Origin of the sequence: Vibrio sp. 1F255, from assembly GCF_041439145.1 — a bacterium.
Taxonomy (GTDB): domain Bacteria; phylum Pseudomonadota; class Gammaproteobacteria; order Enterobacterales; family Vibrionaceae; genus Vibrio; species Vibrio crassostreae_C.
This window is the reverse complement of the sequence record NZ_JBGONQ010000003.1, coordinates 184,217-203,558: the sequence shown is the minus strand read 5'-3', so window position 1 is coordinate 203,558 and position 19,342 is coordinate 184,217. Positions and strand designations below refer to the sequence as shown.

Here is a 19,342-nt window from a genome sequence, read left to right as displayed (position 1 = left end):
TTATTATTCACCCAAACGCGTGCACATTTCTGGATGCTTGTTTTGATACTCGTCGATACACGCTTTGGTTTCTTTGTATTCTTCTAAACCGCACAAACTGATGCTTAATCGATCCGACTGCAGACCTTTTTCAGGTGCGGTTGAAAAGCCTTGCCCCGCTTTTATTGCCGCTTTATCACTCAATAGATATCTATCGTGTATAAACCCATGTGGCACACGGATATAATTCACCAAAGGCAAATCAACCATTGAAGCTTGATACTCACGTTCAAAAACACCTGGTAAATTACTGCAATCCATTGTGGTCACTATACTCACGCTGCGGACACCTGCAGCTATTGCCCTACGCAAAATAGCTTTGAGTAATGCATTACCTGGGAGTTTAAAATAGGGATCCGCAATGATTAGATCTTTGCCCACATTCAGTAGTGGAACAGTCACCTCTAAGAGATTGAGCTCGGTTTTATCGATCCAAAGTGTTGGAGGAATCGACCAACTCGTGTCTCCATCAATGATCTGCTCATAATTGATATGTTCTGTGCCCGCTTGCTCTGACACAACGGCGTTGAATGCTCTTAGTGAGTGTTGTGATGTCATCCAATTGAGCCAATTCTCATATCCACCCTGCAGTGTTGAATCTGCTCGATCTTTTGGTAACACAATGAAAGGATTCGCTTTATCTCGCTGCAACTTATTAAGAAAATTAGTCACTGACTTTTTCTTAGTTGGCGCAATATCAGAAGCCTTAACACTTTGATACGCCTCCCTAACCCACTCTTTAGTTGGGGCTACCAGATATCGACCATTTTCAAAACCAAAGGCACTTTTAAGCAACGCATAATAGTGATATTCCGACATACAGTGAGGGTCGAGTGCAATCTCCTTGTACATTAGAAAAGCTCCTCATCTCTTTCATCAAAGAAACCACTCGGCCAACCTGTTTCTAAATCACCATCATCGGTAAGCAGTGTTTTATGTGCCACAACTCCTGCATCAGAAGACTCTAGGTAGACAATAGAGAGATCCGCTTTGCTAACTGGCGTAAAGCCACTTGGCAACGCTTGATCTGTCGTTTCTCTGATACGGCGAAGTAAGCGCAGGATCAGATGCTCACTGTGAGTTTCAATGAGGTAGTGGTTTTTACTGTCTGTTTGAGTTAACAAATCACCCAATGAAACTTGTGCTTTGGGATGTAAATGCAATTCAGGTTGCTCACAACAAATCAGGCCACGCTTGTTCGATTCTGCTGCAACCACCAAGGGGAAAACTTGTGAAATACCGGCACCAACGTCACTCGCTGACACCTCAATATCATTTGAAAGGTCCCATAAAGTAACCACGTCGTGTTGATACTCTCGTGAAGAAAAATACTTATGATTGACACCTTCGCTAGACGCTTCATCCAGTTGTCTACGTGTGAAATCACTAAACTTATCGCCATCATTGATATAGTCGATTCGCCCTTGCTCAGACTTTTCAACCAAGGCATAACCAAGATCAAGCCAATCACGGCCTGCCATCCAGCGGTTAACTCGATGAACCACCTCCATATCAGCATTGAAAATGGTGTCCCAACTCGCCTTACCCGAGTACCAATCCTTTTGAATCACCTTATCTTCAGCATCGAAAGTAGAATCAGGAATTTGTCTTAGCGGCCCAATAGCAACACTGTCTGAAAGAACATCGTTTAAATTGGCGAGTGATGCGACAACCACATCACTAAAAATCTCCTCGATTCTACGAGTAATCAAGTCATGCTCAGACTCTAAGCTCGTTTCTAGCCTTTTATCTAGCCTCGGCAGCGCACCTGATCGAGATTGAAAATGAAACGGCGCGTGAACAAACCTTTGTTGACTATCCGGTAACAATACATCTATTGGGGTAGAGGTTGCCGCTTCCAAAACATGGTGATGAAATTCACCGCATGATCCATCTTCCCGAGAAGCCGTTTCTGTATTATCTTCGTCATCCGTTTTAAATAAAGGATGAAGATAGTTAACTCGGCTCACTTCAGCGTTGTCGTTTGGCTTGGTGTTCTTCACTTCCAGAATGAACTCGTTGTCTAACCACACAGATTGGCGGCAGACAAATGCTGTTTTTTCAGCGTGAGACCACTTGATTTCAAACTCAATCGCGACCTCGTCGGCCCATTCACTAGGGCTACTCATATTGAGTAGAGGTTCAGATACGGCCTCACCTAACTGAGCCGCTTTTTGATGTAAACCCTCAATAAACCAAGTGCTATCATCGAAACTGTGTCCTGCCTGGTTTTTTGGTTTCTGGTACTCAACCTTAATCACCATGGTTTTAGAGAGATCTTTACCGTTAATAAGATTCTTAAAGCCGCCAACGTATTTATTACCGAGCGCTTCAATTCGCTGAGGGTCACATTGCCCCTTATTAATTACATGCTGTAAGTAGAACAGAGCCATAAGGACACTGCTCTTACCGACACTATTTGGGCCGAACAATAAGGTGACGGGTGCAAACTCGATAGTTTGTGTTTGCTGGAATGAGCGGAAATTGGTTAGAGATAGCTTGGTGATATTCATGTTCAGCGGTAATCATTAACTTTAAGTGGTTATGCTGATACAAATCAGCGAGTTAACTCATACTATTATCACCAAATTGCATATATTTATAGAGTTGACATCACATATACAAATTAAAGATTGAGTCAATACTATTTAGTGAAGGATGGACTGCAAATCTCAACATTGATAACAACACAAAATGGTTGGATTGCTATTGTTTAGGCATAACGATGATTTGAACACCTAGTCTTCTAACATGCCGAGTGATGAGGTTCCTCATGAAATATGTCTTAGCCATTCTTTTTCCTGCCATTGGCCTCATGATTGGTTCGCTGGCCATACCTTTCGGGATCTTCATCGGAGTGTTTAGCTACTTTTTTGTCTCTCACATGACTGAGACAAACGACTTTCCCCCTATGGCTTCAACTTCCGATTCAGCTTCAGACAGTGAACATTCAGACACCACGCCCGATAACAACCAAGATGATCTGTTTGAATCCGACACTATTGAAAGCACTTTATTTACAGAAGACACCACAACGTTCGATGACAATGCGATTAACCCTGCAAACGGGTTACCTATGGTAGGTGGCATAGGAGGTGTGGATGTGGAAGGCAATCCATTCGGCATAGATTCATCGGATAGCTTTGATAACACCAGTCTCTTTGACGACTCAATCAGTTCACTGAGTGACGATAGCATGAACAACAGTTTGTTCGATGACAGTACAAACAGTTGTTTCGATGATTCTAGCCTTTTTGACGATGATAGTTTTGGCTGTGGGAGTTCAAGTTTTGATGACCCGTTTTCGTAACTGAATCTTTGAGTAATTTAAGGGTTGACCGGGATAAGCAATACAGGATAGTCATTGTTGTTGATAGCAATGCTGAAGAACCTCAGCATTGCTAATTTGAGAGTTTATTTGGGGCTTGGTTTAAAGTTCGCCAGCGAAGGCTTTTTGGGAGAGTGCTTTAAATTGCTGTTCTAACTTTTCCAAAGAGCTTTCTTTTAAATCTAACTCATGAACTAGCTTCCAATACAACACAGCAAATTTATTCTGTAATTCGACGCTCGAAAAGGGTGCAATCGTTGATTCAAATTTTTGCTTAGATATATTTAACATAGAGCCACTAGATCCTGTCGCCTTAGAGGTCAAAGTTTCTCGAAACTTCTCATGACGCAACAGCATGTGAAGATACTCTGGTAATAATCGAGTAGAGTCTAATTCAACCTTCCAAAGCTTATCAGGAAGAAAGGTATTCAATGAATCAAAAGGCACGATGCACGTTGCACCAACTAATTCTCTAGTATTTGCTCGGCTAAAGAGTAAATCACCTTTAAGTGGGCAAATTAGTTTTTTTTCGGTTGGAATAATACCTTTATCAACAAATTTGTTTTCTTCAGGTTTAAACTTTCCGCTAGTTACAGCACTAATCTTTAACACACCAAGCTCATGGTTTTCACATGGCCTAGACTCTCCCTTCGCACTCCAACCTGATGTGATTTTATTAACACCCTCTACGATAGGCTTTAAATCCCACCCTTTCGGATTAGTCACCGGATCACCAAACATATCCAAAAAGACGCTGCGTAGGAACTCATCTGCTAGGTCGATGGCTTGCTTGCGCTTTTGGCGGATGGCATCAGCTTTATCCAAAATGGCTGCAATGCGTTTTTGTTCTACTAGCGGTGGGAGCGGGATTCTAAACTCTTTTAAATCGGTTGCGGACAAGTTCGGTTGCGCAGCACCATTTTCAAAATTATCTATTTCACGTCTACAAAGGTTACTAGCAAAATAGTGTTTTAAGTAACCCGTGAACACTTTTTCAGAAGGCCGGACAATAACTAATGATGATGCAATAGCCCCTGTCATTTGCTCTGTAATTAGCGCAAATTTACCAATAGAGCCACGAAGACAAAATAGAATGTCTCCTTGAGCTACTTTGCCGCTACTTAATGAATCGTACTTTGCTTCAGTAATGTAATTAAGGCTACAAGAGTCAATACTATGTTCTTGGCTTAGACTGCCTGCATTTATGAAAGCTACACCCTCGTCGACAAACGAGCCTTTAGCAGGGTAGTTCTTCCCTCGGTCACCATTGATAAATTGAGCTATTTCTCCCAATGAGACAAAGTTTTGACTCATAACATCCCCTCCAACTCATTCAAGTCAGCCAGAATCTCATTCTCAAGCGCTTTCAGCTTAGCAAGAATCACCTTAGGGTCCTCATACACTTCTTCCTCATACACCACTTCTTTGTAGCGGTTGATAGAAAGGTCATACTTTTGCGCTTTAATGTCTTCAGCTGAAACCATAAAGGCTTTCTGCGTTTTATCACCAAACTCTTCTTTCAATGTGGCTGTATCATTCGCTTCGTATAGCTCGCTATAACGCTTCCATTTCGCGAGAGCTTCTGGAATATCATTATCTTTGATTGGATTACGCTTATCATCTAGTGAATAGCCGTCTGCCTGCATGTCATAAAACATAACATTGTCGGTGCTGCCGCCTTTAGTAAAGATGAGAATACCGGTAGATACCCCAGCGTACGGCTTAAATACACCACTAGGCAGAGAAATCATGGCTTCTAGTTGGTTATTGTCAATCAGCTCTTGACGTAAATCTTTATGCGCCTTTGAACTGCCAAACAAGACACCATCAGGCACGATGGTTGCGCTGCGGCCACCAAGCTTAAGCATGCGCAAGATTAACGCCACGAATAGCAGCTCGGTTTTCTTGGTTTTCACCATTGAAAGCACTTGCGGGTTTACCGACTGCTCATCTAGGCTGCCTTTAAACGGTGGGTTAGCTAGAATTTTGTCGAAGAAGTTCTCTTCTTGAGCCTTACCTGAAAAATTCTTATTCAAGCTGTCTTGGTATGTGATGTTGGCAGAGCTTACCCCGTGTAGCAGCATGTTCATTGCTGAGACGCGTAGCATGGTGGTATCGAAGTCAAAACCCCAGAACATTTTATTATTAATGTGGTCTTGGTACTCGTGCAACATATCACCGGTGTAAACGTTGTTGCCGTCTTCATCCTGGTAAATGCTTTCTGGGTTAGTGTGAGTACGCGTTAGGTATTCCATTGCGCGAGAAAGGAAGCCCGCTGTACCACATGCAGGGTCACAAATCACATCTGTTGGTTGCACATCCAGCATTTCAACCATCATATCGATGATATGACGAGGCGTACGGAATTGTCCGTTAATGCCCGCAGAAGAGAGCTTACTCAGTAGATATTCGTAGATATCACCTTTAACATCACTCTGCTCGAGCGGAAGCTTATCAACCATCTCAACAGCAGATAGCAGTACCGATTCACTACGAATCTCCACGTCGGCATCCGCCATAAATTGCGCAATGTCTGAACCGTTTAGCTCGATTTGTGAGAAGTGCGGGAATACATTGTTACGCAAGTGCGGAAGCAGTTCTGCACCTGACATGTTTTTAAAGTTCTGCCAACGTAGTAACTGACCTTCAGGCGTTTCCGGAAACTGGCGAGTAAACGGTTTACCTGTACGTTTAGCCTTTTTCTCTGCCGTGGTTTCTTGCATATCTAACATGCGAGAGAACATTAGGTAACTGATCTGCTCGATCACCACTAGCGGGTTGGTTACCCCACCCGTCCAAAACTTTTCCCACAGACCATCGATATCGTTACGTAATTGACCAGTTAGCATAAAGCGCTCTTCTTTTAGTGGCTGTTAACTTTGCAAGCGACAAAGTTAAGAGGTGTAGATTATGAGATTTTATAATGAATAAGGGAGTTCGTAACCTTACAAACTCCCTTTTCGGTGTTTTGAATGACCGTTTGGTTAATGTGGCATCAAAAATGGCTGCATTAACGCTTCAAGCTCGTCCGCTTTTGTATCAGTGAAGATATCCAAGCCTTCGCCATCAGTTAGGCGCTCAAACGGCCCCTCGTATAAATCTGCGACTTTGATACGCCCGTTCTGACAAATAAAACGTTTCAATTGATTCAAAAACTGCACTTGCTTGTAGCTAAGTTGGTTATTTTGAATGAAATCGGTAAAGCGTTGATTGACCAGATCGGCGTCTAAGCCTACCAACTGAACCAACGTTTGGCTCAGTTCTTGTGACGTTCTGCCATAAAATGCGTTCAAGGCATTCGCATCAACACCGGGGTGCTGCGTTAAAATTGTTGAAGTCAGTGATTTTAGTTCATCTTCTGTCACTGCTTGGTTGTTATGAATCTTCTGTAATACAGGATTATCAGCGAGCATTTTATCGAGAATGTCTTTCAAACGCTTACGGTAAACCATGGCTTCCGTTTCATCACCGATAACCACCACACGGTCAGTTTCACGAACCTCGCTATCTTGCGTTGTGGTTGTTTGAATATTCTCATAAGGAGACAGTTCTTTCTTTTTGAACTTCATGATCCCACGTAGTTTGGTACGTGTGTTTTCAAGCTGTTCTAGCGTAATATCTTGCCAGTATTTCTGGGTTTGCACTCTTGCGATTTCATCGCCTTGTTTGCGCACTTCTGTAATGGTCACTGCCAGGTTTTGTAAACGAGAGATGTAATCCGCTTTTAGGTTCTCGATCTCACTACTGCCCGATAACTGAGCACTTTGGATTTGCGAGGTTAAGCGATCCAGCATTGAGGCATCTTTATCTTTTAGTGTGCGATTACCCATCAGAGGCGCGATTGTAGTTTCCAGTAAATGCCTAGTGGAACCATTCATTTGGAGTAACTGATCAGTTTCTTGGAGCTGTTTTACGTTTCTCAGCTCACGGCGAACGGCAATTGCGCCTTCGGGTAGGTCACAAATATCCGCTTTCATCTGCGCGCAAGCGAGCTCAAAGGCTTTAACGTCGGCACGCTTTTGAGCTTCATCGGCAAGTTGTAAGCGTGCTTCAAAGACGGTTTGCAGCAGTGAACGGCTAACGCCAGTGTCTGCTTCTACATACTCTTCTTCAAAATATTCAAAGTTGCCATAGTGGTCGAAAATCAAGAACTCTTCTTTGTCTTTATCGGGGCCAAACAGATCTGGACAAAGTCTTGTACCACGCCCAATCATCTGCCAGAACTTCACCCAAGATTTCACAGGGCGTGCAAACACAAGGTTGACCACTTCTGGAACATCGATACCGGTGTCCATCATGTCTACTGAAATAGCGATACGGAAATCGTTATCTGGCTTTTTAAACTCGTCAATTCGAGCTTCTGGTCGATCAACGGCATTGTGGATCACCTTACACACTTTACTGCCGTATTGTGGATACAGATCTTCACAGAAGAGTTTCTCAAGTTGTTCAGCATGCGCTTGGTTTTGCGCAAAGATGATGGTTTTCCCCACTAGCGACTTAGTGGCATCTTTAATGCCATTTTCCATCAAGTTCTCTAGGATGGCACTGTCGGTTTCGACACTGAAAATCTTCTTGCCAATGTCTTTGCCTTTAATGGTGGTATTTTGCGCCTCTTCTTCTCCTAGATCTTCTTCAAGCTGCGCTTGTTGTTCTGGAGTGAGTTTGCTGTAGTGGGTACCATCACGTAAGAATTCGGTAGTGAACTCTTTTACTCTGAATGGATTTAGGAAACGTGGCTCATGCGAGATCGCTTCTGCTAGGTCGAAGTTAAAGGTTGGGTCGCCATTTTCACATCCAAACAAGTCATAAGTGTTACGCGCAATGAACTTGACTGGTGTTGCAGTTAAACCTACCTGCATTGCATCAAAGTAGTCGAAAATGTCACGATAGCGGTTATAGATACTACGGTGTGATTCATCGGCAATGATCAAATCAAAGAAGCCTACATCCAATTGTGAGAATCGGTTCATCATACCTGGGTAAGTCGAGACGAATACACGAGCTGACTGGTCGACTTGGTTTTTCTCCCCGATGACACAACGCGGTTCACTTGGTAAAAAGTCTTTAAACGCTCCATCGGCTTGACGGCGCAACTCTTTACGGTCACACAAGAATAGTACGCGCTTAACCCAGCGAGAACGAAGTAGCAACTCAACTAATGCAATGGATACACGAGTTTTACCCGTTCCTGTTGCTTGAACAATCAGTGCCTTACGGCGCTGATTTTGGAATTGGTTGGTCACCGATTTGATCGCCTCAATCTGATAAGGTCGACCTGCGATGTCTGCGCTAGGGTTGAGTTGTTCTAAATTTGGATCTTTATGTAAATGCTGGTATTGCAAAAACTTCAGGCTATCTTTGGAATAGAAGCCAAACACCTGACGATAGGTGTTGTATTGCTTGGTATCCCAAATACAAATCTCATAGCCATTGGTATAAAACACAATCGGCTCTGGACAGTTATGTTGCTTTGCTAGACCTTCAGCATAATAGCGAGCTTGCTCTCTGCCTTTTTGCATATGTTCACGCGAACGTTTCGCTTCGACTACGGCAAGTGGCGTGCCGTCGTCGTCCCAAAGAACATAATCGACATACCCTACTCCCGAGTTTGTCGGTTGATGTTCGACTTCAACTTCAATGCCTACTTTTTCTGGATCGTTAGTATCCCAACCCGCCTGAGCCAGTAATGTATCAATTAACAACTGGCGAGTTTTATTTTCATCCCATTGAAGGCTGTTCGCCGATTGTTGACTACGCGATTTCGCCTGTGCTTTTGCTTGCTTGAGTTGTTCAGCCGTTAACTCGACCTGAGTTTCTGCTGCTTGTCGCTTCTGGCGCTCGCGCTCTAATTCATCAAACAGCGCTTGTTGCTTCTGTTCGTTCTCTTCAATAACTTTATCAAGTTGCTTTTGCGTTAAAGAGTTTGAGGTAGGTGCCTCTGGGTATACAAGCTCTTTGAGCTCGGATACTTGAAAGCCGTAATAGTTAATCGCAAGGTATTGAGATAAAGAGTGAGCTGTACCCAGTGCCGCATAAGCTTTACGCGTAGAACCGTCACCACCATGTGCAGTGTCATTTCCTTCTACTCGCAAGAAATGAAGCTGATCTCGAAGGCGTGATTCAGTGACATCAATAAAAGCATCGTTCTTTAGCAGTTCCATAAAGCTTGCCTGCGGAAGCCTTGCTAAACCATCAATGGCATAAATCTCTTTGGTGACTTCTTCGGCAAAGCCACGCAATCGCGTAATCGCACTGCCAGGGTCTAAATGTAGGATCTGCTCAGCGAGGTATCCTAAATTTGCCAGTTTTTCGTTATGTTCACGAATGAGTTCGAAGTTTAAAGAAATCGCCATAAGCCATTGATACTCCAAATTTGAATTGCATACCTTATATCAAATAATCGCTCTTATTACGATGACCGTGTATGCAATTGCAGTACAATTCAAGCTGTTAACTATTAAGCCGCTTCAAGACGAGTCATGATCGCTTCTTATGGAAGATGTTTATCTCGAATCAACCTTACAACAGCTTCGAAAGCTTGTTCACGATTTAATGCCAATTCAAAAGCTATGAAGGTCTAACGACCTCCTTTTTCACTGATGACAGTCGCTAATTCATGTAATGACTCGCGCCAGTCTTTCATCAGCCCAGTTTCTACATTTAATGAGCCCCAGTTGTAACGCCAGTAACCTAGGTAAGTACTCGGTTTCTTTTTCAAATGTATTGCTCTCATACTGTAAAGCTCCGTTAGTGATTTTTTACGAAGAGTCTTGCGCGTAAATACGGGCATCTATTCACCTTAATTTAGTTCATTGATTTCGTTGGAACCAAATATAATGTGGTTAGAGACGCTTTGGTTGTTCGTAAGCTTACATATTTGAGACATGTCCCTAGGAGCTTCTTAACCATCTAACGACGGCTAGGCATAATTCAACACATTTTGATATCCCAACCAAAACGGCCATACACTTTGAAAGATAAATTGGTAGAACTATCGACCCTACCGGGCCTAGCCACCAAGTGGCGGTCGCCATTTTGTTGGCGATTTAACATCCATTGATGGCTGCAATTTGAGTTATGTACAACAAAGCAATTATCATCGCGTAATGTCCAACTACTTTCCGAGCATTTCGTTGCACAGATTGGGCAATGTAACAAATGCTCTATCTCCGCTATTTCATCGCACAGCTCTGCCGAAGCCTTCTGAAGACTAATATCATGATGGTGCTTTTTAGCGACCTCTTGTATTTGGTGAATCTTGCTACCACACGGTCTGTTAATTACCAAATTAGATCCGTTAGACGTCCACTGACCCTCGTTAAACTTACTCAACTCTTCGGTTAACTTTGCTGGCATTAACATTAATGGGCGACCGAGTTTTGAATAAATATCACCCGCCACCCATTGGCAGATTAAAGTTGTTATAGACTCTAACGAGTAAAAGTTCGTTGGAGACAAACATAAATAACCGCCGCTGCGACTTATTTGCTGATCAATACCCAATAACACTCTATTACCCCAAGAGTCAGTGTTAAGCTGGTTATTAATATAATTCGAAGAGAGCCATGGAACTAACGTTAGCTTACGGTTTCTAAAGCACAGCAAAATTTCACTGTAATTATTAACTTCAAGAGTTAGTTCTGAGCCGTTAGATCGCACAAATGAACACGCACTGCGATTAACAAAACCTAGTTCGCTTAAAGCTCTTTTCGTGATATCACAGCAATATGTCGCGTAAGAGTTCACCAATCTTAAGTTTCTTTCGAGTATGTGTTTCGGATCTAATCGGGAAGTTTGCTGTGTGTCTAACCACATATGCCATAACCTTGCCACGTGACGATAGTGCTGATCATGTGACAAAACGTTGGTTATATTGATCTTGAGTGGAATATGCAGATTCTGATTGAGCTTTCGATAAAGTTTCGTATGTTGTAAAGCCCTAACGCTTTTGAGCATACTAGCTAGAATATTAAGCGTAGACTTACCATTTTCAGCTACCTGATTTGTATCAGAGTCCCCTCTAAACCCTTCCCCCCAAAGACTAAAAATACTCTGGCTCACTTCATGATGAATATCTATCGCATCTTGAAACGACATCGCATCATCAAAAAGCTGCTCTAACCTTCTTACCTCTGCAATTCGCTCAACTAAGTACTTTTCTATATTTGAGATCAGTTTTACATATACTCTGTTCTCATAGATATTGAGTTGGTCTTCACTTTCTAAAGCAAGAACGGATTTTGGTACCACGCCCGTGAAAGTGCGCGTTTGCCAACATTCTGAATGCGAGGCCAGATGACGAGTAGCGTTAGCTGCCAACTTCTTTGCTCTGGACACAGGTACCAGATATTCCTCGTATACCAATTCCATACGAGGACGTCTCGCAATTTCTTGCAGGTGCCCCTTTGCAAGTACGCTATGAAGAAGCTGCTCAAAGTTACCTAGATCGAAACGCGAAAGTAAAGTTTCAGAAATTAGAAAGGAGGCGGTATTACCGTCATCTACAGCCTCCTTGTATGCGAACAGAGCACTTTCAATAATATTTAACTCAGTTTTATTTACACCCCCAACTTCGGGCGAATCAAAACTACCAACTATGCTCTGGAAATGAAACTTATCAGTGCCATCATTCACAATCGCCTGCCCAGCCGAAAGAACTGAGTGCGAATTAAATTCACACTCAGCAGTCACTGCGAACTGAGATGGACTAATGACACTTGGGAGCCGCTTAGTAAATCTCCCTTCTAGACGGTCATACCAAAGGCTCATTAAATTTCACTCTTTATTTTTAACTCTGCCTCTAGCAACCTCAAGCTTGCAGTCGGTCCAGTGTTGAATTTCTGTTCTTTCCAGAACTCTTTTAAGTGGTCAATCAGGTTAGAAATTTCTGTACGATCTGTATCATATCTACCCGTTGCTTTACCCGATCGTAAAACTTTGGTGGCCAGGATATGGTCTACTGCAAAACCTAGATCACTACCAGTCTCCAGCAAAACAGGTACAAAGCGGTGTAAGTGTCGCTCTAAACGGTTACCCCAACTAACGTTAAAGTCTTCCTCTAAACACATAGAGAAGCCTGAAGCATCCATTGCTTTGACCATATCTTTGACTGTTTTGCTGTGCTTTTGTGAAGCACGCTCAAATTCTTTTTCCAGTGACTTAAAACTATATGTGACCTTATCTAGCGACTTATCGATATTGAAGGTATTTCTGTGTCTTGGTAACTCCATAACGTGAGCTCGGTCATACGTTTTATCAGCAAACTCAAACGTCGTTTCGTCATGGTTTGCAGTACCGATAAACCAGACATTTTCTGGAATTTTCAACTTACGACCATCTATCAACAGTTCTGGTCCACCAGGAAGCTCAGTCGTCATCAATGGTAGGATCCTGTCTTTGGGATCTAATTCAAGCGCAGATAAAAATTCAGCAAAATATTGCTCTGGGCGAGAAAGGTTCATCTCATCGAGCAAAATAATGTAAGGTCTGTCACTAAACGATGGACACTGTGCTTCATAAAGGCCTTGTAACGTTTCTTGCTCGTAAAACTTCTTCTCGAACGCATTGTAGTGCCCAACCAAATCACCTTTGTCACGCCAGCCAGCTTGAACTGAAATTGTTTTACAGCCGCCGCCAATAGCTCTGGCGAATGCCTTAGCTAGGCTGGTTTTACCCGTACCACTGATACCCTGTAATATGTGTAAACGGCTCATTGCCAGGCCGGCGATAAATAGCTGGATATCTTCCAAGCGATAATAAAGCTCTTTGTTTACTGTTGGATCCCAGGCAATTCTTTGTTGGAGTTCGCGCGCAAATTCAGCCAGTACCGGAACTGTCTCGGTAAGTGCATTAGCTCTATATTTGGCATCAAGATTTAACAAGGCTGGGAATGCCGACTTACTTTGCTGTTTACTTAGTAGTTCATCAACTTCATCTCTTAACTGGTCAAGTCTCACCTTTAGCAACTCGTTATGCTTTTCCAACACCTGCTTTTGGAAATTCATTTGCTCTAGCTCCACGACAGAACGCATATTTTTGTTTAATCGTGTTTTCACTTGAGCCAGTTCTGTTTGTGTATCAACTAACGACTGTTGTAATTCCTGATGCTCATTCGTTAAAGCTTTGTGCGCGCCTTCTAGTTGTTCGCTTGGCTTTGCATCGAGCTGCGCTTTCAATTCTGATAGCTTAATTCTTGAGTCATTTAGTTCTTTTAGAACTTGCTCTGCTGATGAATCTCCAAACTTGCGTTGAAGCTCGCTATATGCTCCTAACTGAGCCAACTGCTCCTTTTCACTGCGCTGATATTGCTCAATCTGATTTGCTAATACTTTTTTTGAGCTTTCAAGGTTGTGAATTTGATGAACATACTGGTTTTTGACGTCGTCAAGAATTTCCAGTCGATATGCTTGGGCATCCGATTCTGTCATTTCCAAACGCTTAATTTTTCGATCCAGTACGGCTGTTTTTTGTTTAAGCTCGTGCTCTTTATCACTCAGCGTATTTTCTTTCTCAGCAATATCACGAAGTTTTGATTCTAAAGCTGTATTATCTTCTTCTGAAATGGTTGTTTTAGTTTCTTCTAACTGATCTATTTGTTGCTCGAGGTCGTCTTTTCTCTTTTCTAACCTGGCGTGTAGTTCTTCTTTTTTTGCGCGGAACTCTTCCAGCATATCCATATTTTTTTGGGCAAAACCACTCTCCGCATCGAGTTCCTTTTCTTCTAGATCGCGCAAGCGTGTTGCGATATCTGCTTGTTCCAAAGACAGTTTGTTCTTATCAACTAAAATTTGCTTTTCTTCTTTAGATAAATCTTTCTCTTTTTGCTCAACTTGTTTCTTTTTCAGTAAAGCAGCTTCTTCTAAGTTTTTCGTTTGAGAAAGCGTTTGTTTATTTTCACTTTCAAGTCTTTTATTTGCCGCAATTACTTTCTTAAGTTCACCCACTAGCAGTTGAATATCGTCCTCAAGCGATTCTGATATTTTCTCTTTTTTAGCATGATCGGCGGCGTCAAATGATTCTTGGGCACCTATTAACAAAGAAGCCATTGTTCCCAATTCACTACTGTCTTCATTGGCGGTTAAGTTTTTAATCGCTGAAAGCCCACTGCCCAATGTATTCGCAGAAGTGCTTGTGTTAGTTTTGTTAGCGTTGCTGCGGCCACTAGCCTTTTTCTTTCCCATTAGTTATTTCCTAGCAAATTTTCTAATACTTTTAATAGTTTTTCTGTGTTATCTAAATGTTCAAGCGCTTCGGGCTTGGTTAAAGTCTGCCCACCAGCATGTGCTGACTTTGTGTTTCGGACATTCGCCAATTGAATCGCTTTGTCAATCCAGTCGGGAAGTAATGCGTTCAACTGCTCGACTGCTTCTGGGTACTTCAATAGCATTGCCACCAACATGGGCTTGAGAGACTGATTCCCAAATGTTAAAGCACCACGAATGTTTCCCGAGTTAGATGTTGATAATTGACTCGCAGCTTGACTACTGACCCCATTGACCTGTAAGAATATTTTTTCTTTAAAAAATTGATTGTTATTCATTATTGCTTTGTCACCTTCCCAGCGGTAAACCAAAACATGCCAATCACGATTCCTTTTATCTGGTCGAATAAAGCTTTTCAGCCAAGCTTCCAACACTTTTTGTAGTTCGTTCAGTAATCCATCAAGTAGTTCAAACTTAGGGTTAGACTCAGATTCAACTTGTTTTTTAAGACGTAGCATGGCTAGCAAGTGCTTCTCTATCAGAGCGTCTTTTTTCACCCAAGAATACGATGAAAGAAGTTCTAGTTTTGCTTTCTCCTCGAACTCTTGTAGTTTTTGTTGGTAAGTTGTCATGTGATCTGAACTCGCAATACCGATTACCGACTCGACGCGTTCGGCAAATTCTTTATGACCCTCAGCAACCTGCTCTGCTATCTCGTTAAGCTCTGGTACTGTATGTGTTAAACCACTTGGGTCAGACAGATACCACAAGCGCTCCCCTGCTGCTATCGGTGAGAAAAGGCTTAAGTGAACGTATACAGGTATGGCTTGCTCCTCTATGAGCTCAACATTTTGCTTTACCCCAAGAGCTTGCTCGGGAACATAAAAATCAGCTTGTTTGAACTGGTTTAATTCCCTTCTATGTTCACGAATACAGTAGCTCATGTCCTCGATAAGTGGTTGAGTCGGGTTTAAGATCCCTCTACTGAGCAAAAGCGGGGTCACTTTTCGACCCGAGCTCTTACTTGCAATGTATCCTGGGAACTTTTGTGAGAAGTCCATGCCCTCAATATGAGGGATATCATTCAACACTCGAGGAATCAAACGACCAGTGAATGCGTCCTGAATCAAGTAGTAACTGGTTCGCTCTTTAGAATCCGTTAGCTCTCCTTTAAGAATATCTAAGCCATCTTGAGTCAACTCCCAAGACTCCATGTAGTTAGATTGTGCTAGCTGAACAAGAATGTATTGAATCAACTCCGGGTCTAGGTTGCTGTACTCATGAAGGCTCTCTCTATTTTTGCAACCAGCTTTAACCAACTTAAGAATCAATGTTTGAAAAACATTCAGCATGGGTTTTGACTTTGGCGCCAAAACCCTCCAGAGGTAGAAAGGCCAGAAAACATCCTTTTTGTCAGCATAAATTTGCCTACTAATGTCTTTGGACTTCAAATAGCTCACTTGCTTTATATCTTTATGAGTAACCATTTATTGCTCCTCACACAACTCGTTCACGAAAGACCAAACTGGCGGTATTGCTTTTTTAGCTTCATCGGTATCAAACATGGCTTTATCACCTATTACTTTAATTAGGCTTTTAGCACGGCTAAATGCAACATTGAGTCTATTAGGTGTACGTATAAATCCATACTTTGCCCTCAGTGAATTTTCATCCGTGGCGGAATAGTTGTTGGAACGAACCATAGACAGTAAGACAACATCAAATTCTTTACCTTGGAAAGCATCGACAGATCCAACCCGAAGTCTCTCCTCTCCATTTGGCAAGTTTTTGTACTCGGGTAAGTATTCCCAGCCATCACTCGTCTTACGACAGATTGACCTTTTAGCCAATTGATCAAATATAAGCTCACGTTGCGCGGCAAAAAATGTAATCACTCCAATACTAATACCCGTTGATGCTTCAAGGAGGTCAGCGATTTCTTCGGCTATCCTTTCTGCTTCACACCTACGTTGCCAACTTGTTCCAGAACGAAGCTCTTTTCCACTGGAAAGTGGAACATCAATCCATTCAGCGAATTTTCCTGAATAATTGGCAATTCCTAGATCGAAACGGTCCGCAGTCAGCCCGGCATTAACTTTGGCCTCCCCTTCACTCTCATAAAAAGATCGACTAACAAAATCACCAATTTTAGGGTGCATACGAAACTGAGTATCAAGCATGACAGTGCGCTTAATGCCGTCTTTCGCTTCACGCTGTTTTAACTGCATGTAAAGCCTCTCGAAAAGACTCTTCTTGATTGCGTCAGCGGTTTCTTCTCTTAATGAGCCTGTTTCTGTCATTTCTTTTTCAATATCAGGCTCCAACATTTGAGGAAGCTGGAAATGATCCCCAACCAGAACAATACGGCGTTTAGCGAGTGCCATTGGTATGAATAGATCCAATGGGTTAGCCCGCGCCGCCTCATCCACGATAACCGTATCAAAAGAAATATCGCTGTTAACTTCGCCTAAAGAAGCTGATACGCTCTGTTTATAGCTAGACACTTTTTCACTTTGTGACCTTTGGCAAGAAGCCCCAACCGACGTTGTATATTCAGATACACATGACGCAAGTAAGTGCGGTTGGTACTTAATCGTCTCTAAATACTCTTCTAAAACTTCGGGGATACCAGCGGAACAACTTGATGCATGTTCGTGCATGATTTCCGCCAGTTGATTAAGCAAAACAGTTAGCTGATCCGACATTTGAGATTGGAGAACTTTAGGGCGAATGTCAGGCAAGAAATGGTCAAGTAAATCATTTTTGAGAGATCTAAGTTTAGTCAATTGTGAGTCACTGATTGGCTCAAAGGAATCACTTAGTGCTTCCAGAAAATCCACTTCTTCTGAGCCTCGATATGAATCTAGCCGCCTCAAAGCACTGCCGCATCGCCAACACTGCTCTGAACCATCATCGTTGTAAGACGTTTTAGTTGTTCTGAGGCCTCGAATGCTTTGTAGCAATCGCTCTGACTTAGTTTCACTCGCAACAGTCGACGTTTTGCTTAAGCACTCCTCAAGCTGGAGAACGAGTTGAAGTGGGACTTCAAATCCATGTTCAATCCTAAGTAAGTTTACATCTTCTAATAAGCTTGTAAGACGCGCTTTCTTGATGGTGAAATCAACGGTTTTACTGTGTAAAGCGACAATGTCTGCATTGATGTTTTTTAGGATCTTATAAGCGCCATCCGAATGAGAAACAGATTCAACTCTCTCCCCTAGTTGATGAGCTTGCTTCTTGACCCACTGCTCCAACAACAGCGGTGCTCGTACATTGTCATCAGCTCTTATTGCAGGAATACCAAATGCTTCAGAACGAGCGACTACGTTATCTACTGCGTCATTTTGAAAGCTGGTCAGTAATATCTCGGCAGTCATGCTTTGGTCTGCCGCTTCGGCAAGTCGATTTTGAAGAGCACTGATAACCTGCGTCTTGCCTGTGCCTGGTGGCCCTAATATCAGTGCGATATCGGGCGTATTCAGCGCAACGTCTAACGCTTGTACCTGTTTTCTCGTTGGTGTGCCTTTAAAAGCGGCTCTAGCAGACTGAGTTAATGGCTTCAGTGTTTTGTATTTGCTGCGACCCGAATCAAAATCTAGATTCTCGATGAGAAAGCGTAATTCTGGCATCGGGTTAGTAAGGCGAGTAATAGCATCTCTTGCTTTCTCCCGTCGACGCATCTGTACTAACGAACCACTGATAGACAGATAAATGACCCCCTGATCATTCGGTTTACCAAAGCCTTGAAGTTCAAGAACTAAATACTGATTGGATTTTCGAACCAATTGCGCTTTTATCGACGGATGCTCGTCATCATTAGCAACGAGATCGGTAGTGCCATCATTGTCCAACCATTCAGGAAGACTTTGACTAACTTCAAGCAAGTTGTCTTTTTGGTCGTCAACGATGCCACATAAAGCTTCGACTGACTCTTTATCTTTCTCTTTGAAGTAGAAGCGCCACTCTACGCCATCTATGGACTCATATGCTTGGCACTTAACAAAGCGCACAAACCTAGCCTCCTTTGCCAACTGAACCGCTTTCTCTTTGACTTTCTGGTTGTACTCGTCCCAGAGCTGAATATAGGCAGTATTGGTTTTTTCTAGCTCATCAAGCTTTTCTTTTAGCGACGAATCTTGGATCCTACTTGCGAGCGTTGAATCAACAAATGAAATTTCGGCATTTAGATGCGTTAAGTCGTAGTTTCTATTTCTAGGTTTAGGGGTCAGTGTATTGACCCAAAGCATGCCGTCGGGCTTGATTTCGACTTGCAGCAAGTATTGTCGTCCGACCAAGGTCAAAGAGCCGGATTTCTTTTTGTTTTTTCGATTCATCGAAAGCAAAAGGCTTGCGCCTTTTGAAGATTGCAGAACAAATTGCTCATGCATCCACTTACCAATAGATTCAACTGAAGAGTCTGCCAGATTTGCTTTTTCTACGACTTGATGAACTATTTTGTCATCTATCGCAGCATCAAGGTTTTCAAATCCCAAATTACTCGGTAAACAAGGGATGTACTGCAAAGACAATGTGTTCCCACTGATCGACACTGGAATCCAGATGTAATGCTTTATGTTTCCCAAGGATGTGAAAACAAAACTATTGATTACGGCCGACAAGTTGTCGTTTTGTTCAACGATGTACTCACCATCAATTTGATAAATCAGTAGTTCATCGTTTGTGTTCAACTCTAGTAAAGCATCACCTTCTAGCTTCGCTTCAATGACATGTTCGTTTGCAAGATGTTTGAGATCCATTGTTTTCATGAGTA

General features: G+C 42.5%; 11 protein-coding genes. 1 reads left to right on the top strand and 10 read right to left on the bottom strand.

Going from position 1 to position 19,342, the window contains the following annotated elements; all coding sequences use genetic code 11:
* Positions 1 to 3 precede the first annotated feature (3 nt).
* Positions 4 to 891: a hypothetical protein gene (locus ACED41_RS03630; RefSeq protein WP_371724497.1), complete on the bottom strand. Its 888-nt coding sequence runs from the start codon at positions 889 to 891 to the stop codon at positions 4 to 6.
* Positions 891 to 2,552, bottom strand: a complete 1,662-nt coding sequence (locus tag ACED41_RS03625; RefSeq protein ID WP_371724496.1) for a DUF3696 domain-containing protein — start codon at positions 2,550 to 2,552, stop codon at positions 891 to 893. Before ACED41_RS03625 ends, ACED41_RS03630 begins: the two co-directional genes overlap by 1 nt.
* Before the next feature lie 371 nt (positions 2,553 to 2,923).
* Between ACED41_RS03625 and ACED41_RS03620 the strand changes: the two genes are divergently transcribed.
* Complete coding sequence (locus tag ACED41_RS03620; RefSeq protein WP_371724495.1) at positions 2,924 to 3,349, top strand: hypothetical protein; 426 nt, start codon at positions 2,924 to 2,926, stop codon at positions 3,347 to 3,349.
* Between the two features lie 120 nt (positions 3,350 to 3,469).
* Here the strand turns inward: ACED41_RS03620 and ACED41_RS03615 are convergent, their stop codons facing one another.
* From ACED41_RS03615 to ACED41_RS03580, 8 genes are all read right to left on the bottom strand, one after another.
* Entirely contained in the window at positions 3,470 to 4,681 is a 1,212-nt protein-coding gene (locus tag ACED41_RS03615) for a restriction endonuclease subunit S (protein WP_371724494.1), read from the bottom strand.
* A complete protein-coding gene (locus ACED41_RS03610) occupies positions 4,678 to 6,216 on the bottom strand; it encodes an N-6 DNA methylase (RefSeq protein WP_371724493.1) in 1,539 nt (512 codons plus the stop codon). Before ACED41_RS03610 ends, ACED41_RS03615 begins: the two co-directional genes overlap by 4 nt.
* Positions 6,217 to 6,351: 135 nt before the next feature.
* Positions 6,352 to 9,723, bottom strand: coding sequence for a DEAD/DEAH box helicase family protein (locus tag ACED41_RS03605; RefSeq protein WP_371724492.1), 3,372 nt, complete (start codon positions 9,721 to 9,723; stop codon positions 6,352 to 6,354).
* A 224-nt stretch (positions 9,724 to 9,947) separates the two neighbouring features.
* A complete protein-coding gene (locus tag ACED41_RS03600) occupies positions 9,948 to 10,103 on the bottom strand; it encodes a hypothetical protein (protein ID WP_371724491.1) in 156 nt (51 codons plus the stop codon).
* Between the two features lie 197 nt (positions 10,104 to 10,300).
* Positions 10,301 to 12,139, bottom strand: a complete 1,839-nt coding sequence (locus ACED41_RS03595) for a DUF2357 domain-containing protein (protein ID WP_371724490.1) — start codon at positions 12,137 to 12,139, stop codon at positions 10,301 to 10,303.
* Positions 12,139 to 14,550 (bottom strand): AAA family ATPase, encoded by a 2,412-nt coding sequence (locus ACED41_RS03590; protein WP_371724489.1) that lies wholly within the window; start codon positions 14,548 to 14,550, stop codon positions 12,139 to 12,141. The genes ACED41_RS03595 and ACED41_RS03590 overlap by 1 nt, the downstream gene beginning before the upstream one ends.
* Positions 14,550 to 16,058: a hypothetical protein gene (locus tag ACED41_RS03585; RefSeq protein ID WP_371724488.1), complete on the bottom strand. Its 1,509-nt coding sequence runs from the start codon at positions 16,056 to 16,058 to the stop codon at positions 14,550 to 14,552. The genes ACED41_RS03590 and ACED41_RS03585 overlap by 1 nt, the downstream gene beginning before the upstream one ends.
* A complete protein-coding gene (locus ACED41_RS03580) occupies positions 16,059 to 19,337 on the bottom strand; it encodes a DEAD/DEAH box helicase (RefSeq protein ID WP_371724487.1) in 3,279 nt (1,092 codons plus the stop codon). It abuts the gene before it with no gap.
* Positions 19,338 to 19,342 lie beyond the last annotated feature (5 nt).

Coding starts and splice junctions, on each gene's coding strand:
- ACED41_RS03630 (WP_371724497.1), bottom strand. CDS start 891: ATGTACAAGGAGATTGCACTCGACCCTCACTGTATGTCGGAATATCAC.
- ACED41_RS03625 (WP_371724496.1), bottom strand. CDS start 2,552: ATGAATATCACCAAGCTATCTCTAACCAATTTCCGCTCATTCCAGCAA.
- ACED41_RS03620 (WP_371724495.1), top strand. CDS start 2,924: ATGACTGAGACAAACGACTTTCCCCCTATGGCTTCAACTTCCGATTCA.
- ACED41_RS03615 (WP_371724494.1), bottom strand. CDS start 4,681: ATGAGTCAAAACTTTGTCTCATTGGGAGAAATAGCTCAATTTATCAAT.
- ACED41_RS03610 (WP_371724493.1), bottom strand. CDS start 6,216: ATGCTAACTGGTCAATTACGTAACGATATCGATGGTCTGTGGGAAAAG.
- ACED41_RS03605 (WP_371724492.1), bottom strand. CDS start 9,723: ATGGCGATTTCTTTAAACTTCGAACTCATTCGTGAACATAACGAAAAA.
- ACED41_RS03600 (WP_371724491.1), bottom strand. CDS start 10,103: ATGAGAGCAATACATTTGAAAAAGAAACCGAGTACTTACCTAGGTTAC.
- ACED41_RS03595 (WP_371724490.1), bottom strand. CDS start 12,139: ATGAGCCTTTGGTATGACCGTCTAGAAGGGAGATTTACTAAGCGGCTC.
- ACED41_RS03590 (WP_371724489.1), bottom strand. CDS start 14,550: ATGGGAAAGAAAAAGGCTAGTGGCCGCAGCAACGCTAACAAAACTAAC.
- ACED41_RS03585 (WP_371724488.1), bottom strand. CDS start 16,058: ATGGTTACTCATAAAGATATAAAGCAAGTGAGCTATTTGAAGTCCAAA.
- ACED41_RS03580 (WP_371724487.1), bottom strand. CDS start 19,337: ATGAAAACAATGGATCTCAAACATCTTGCAAACGAACATGTCATTGAA.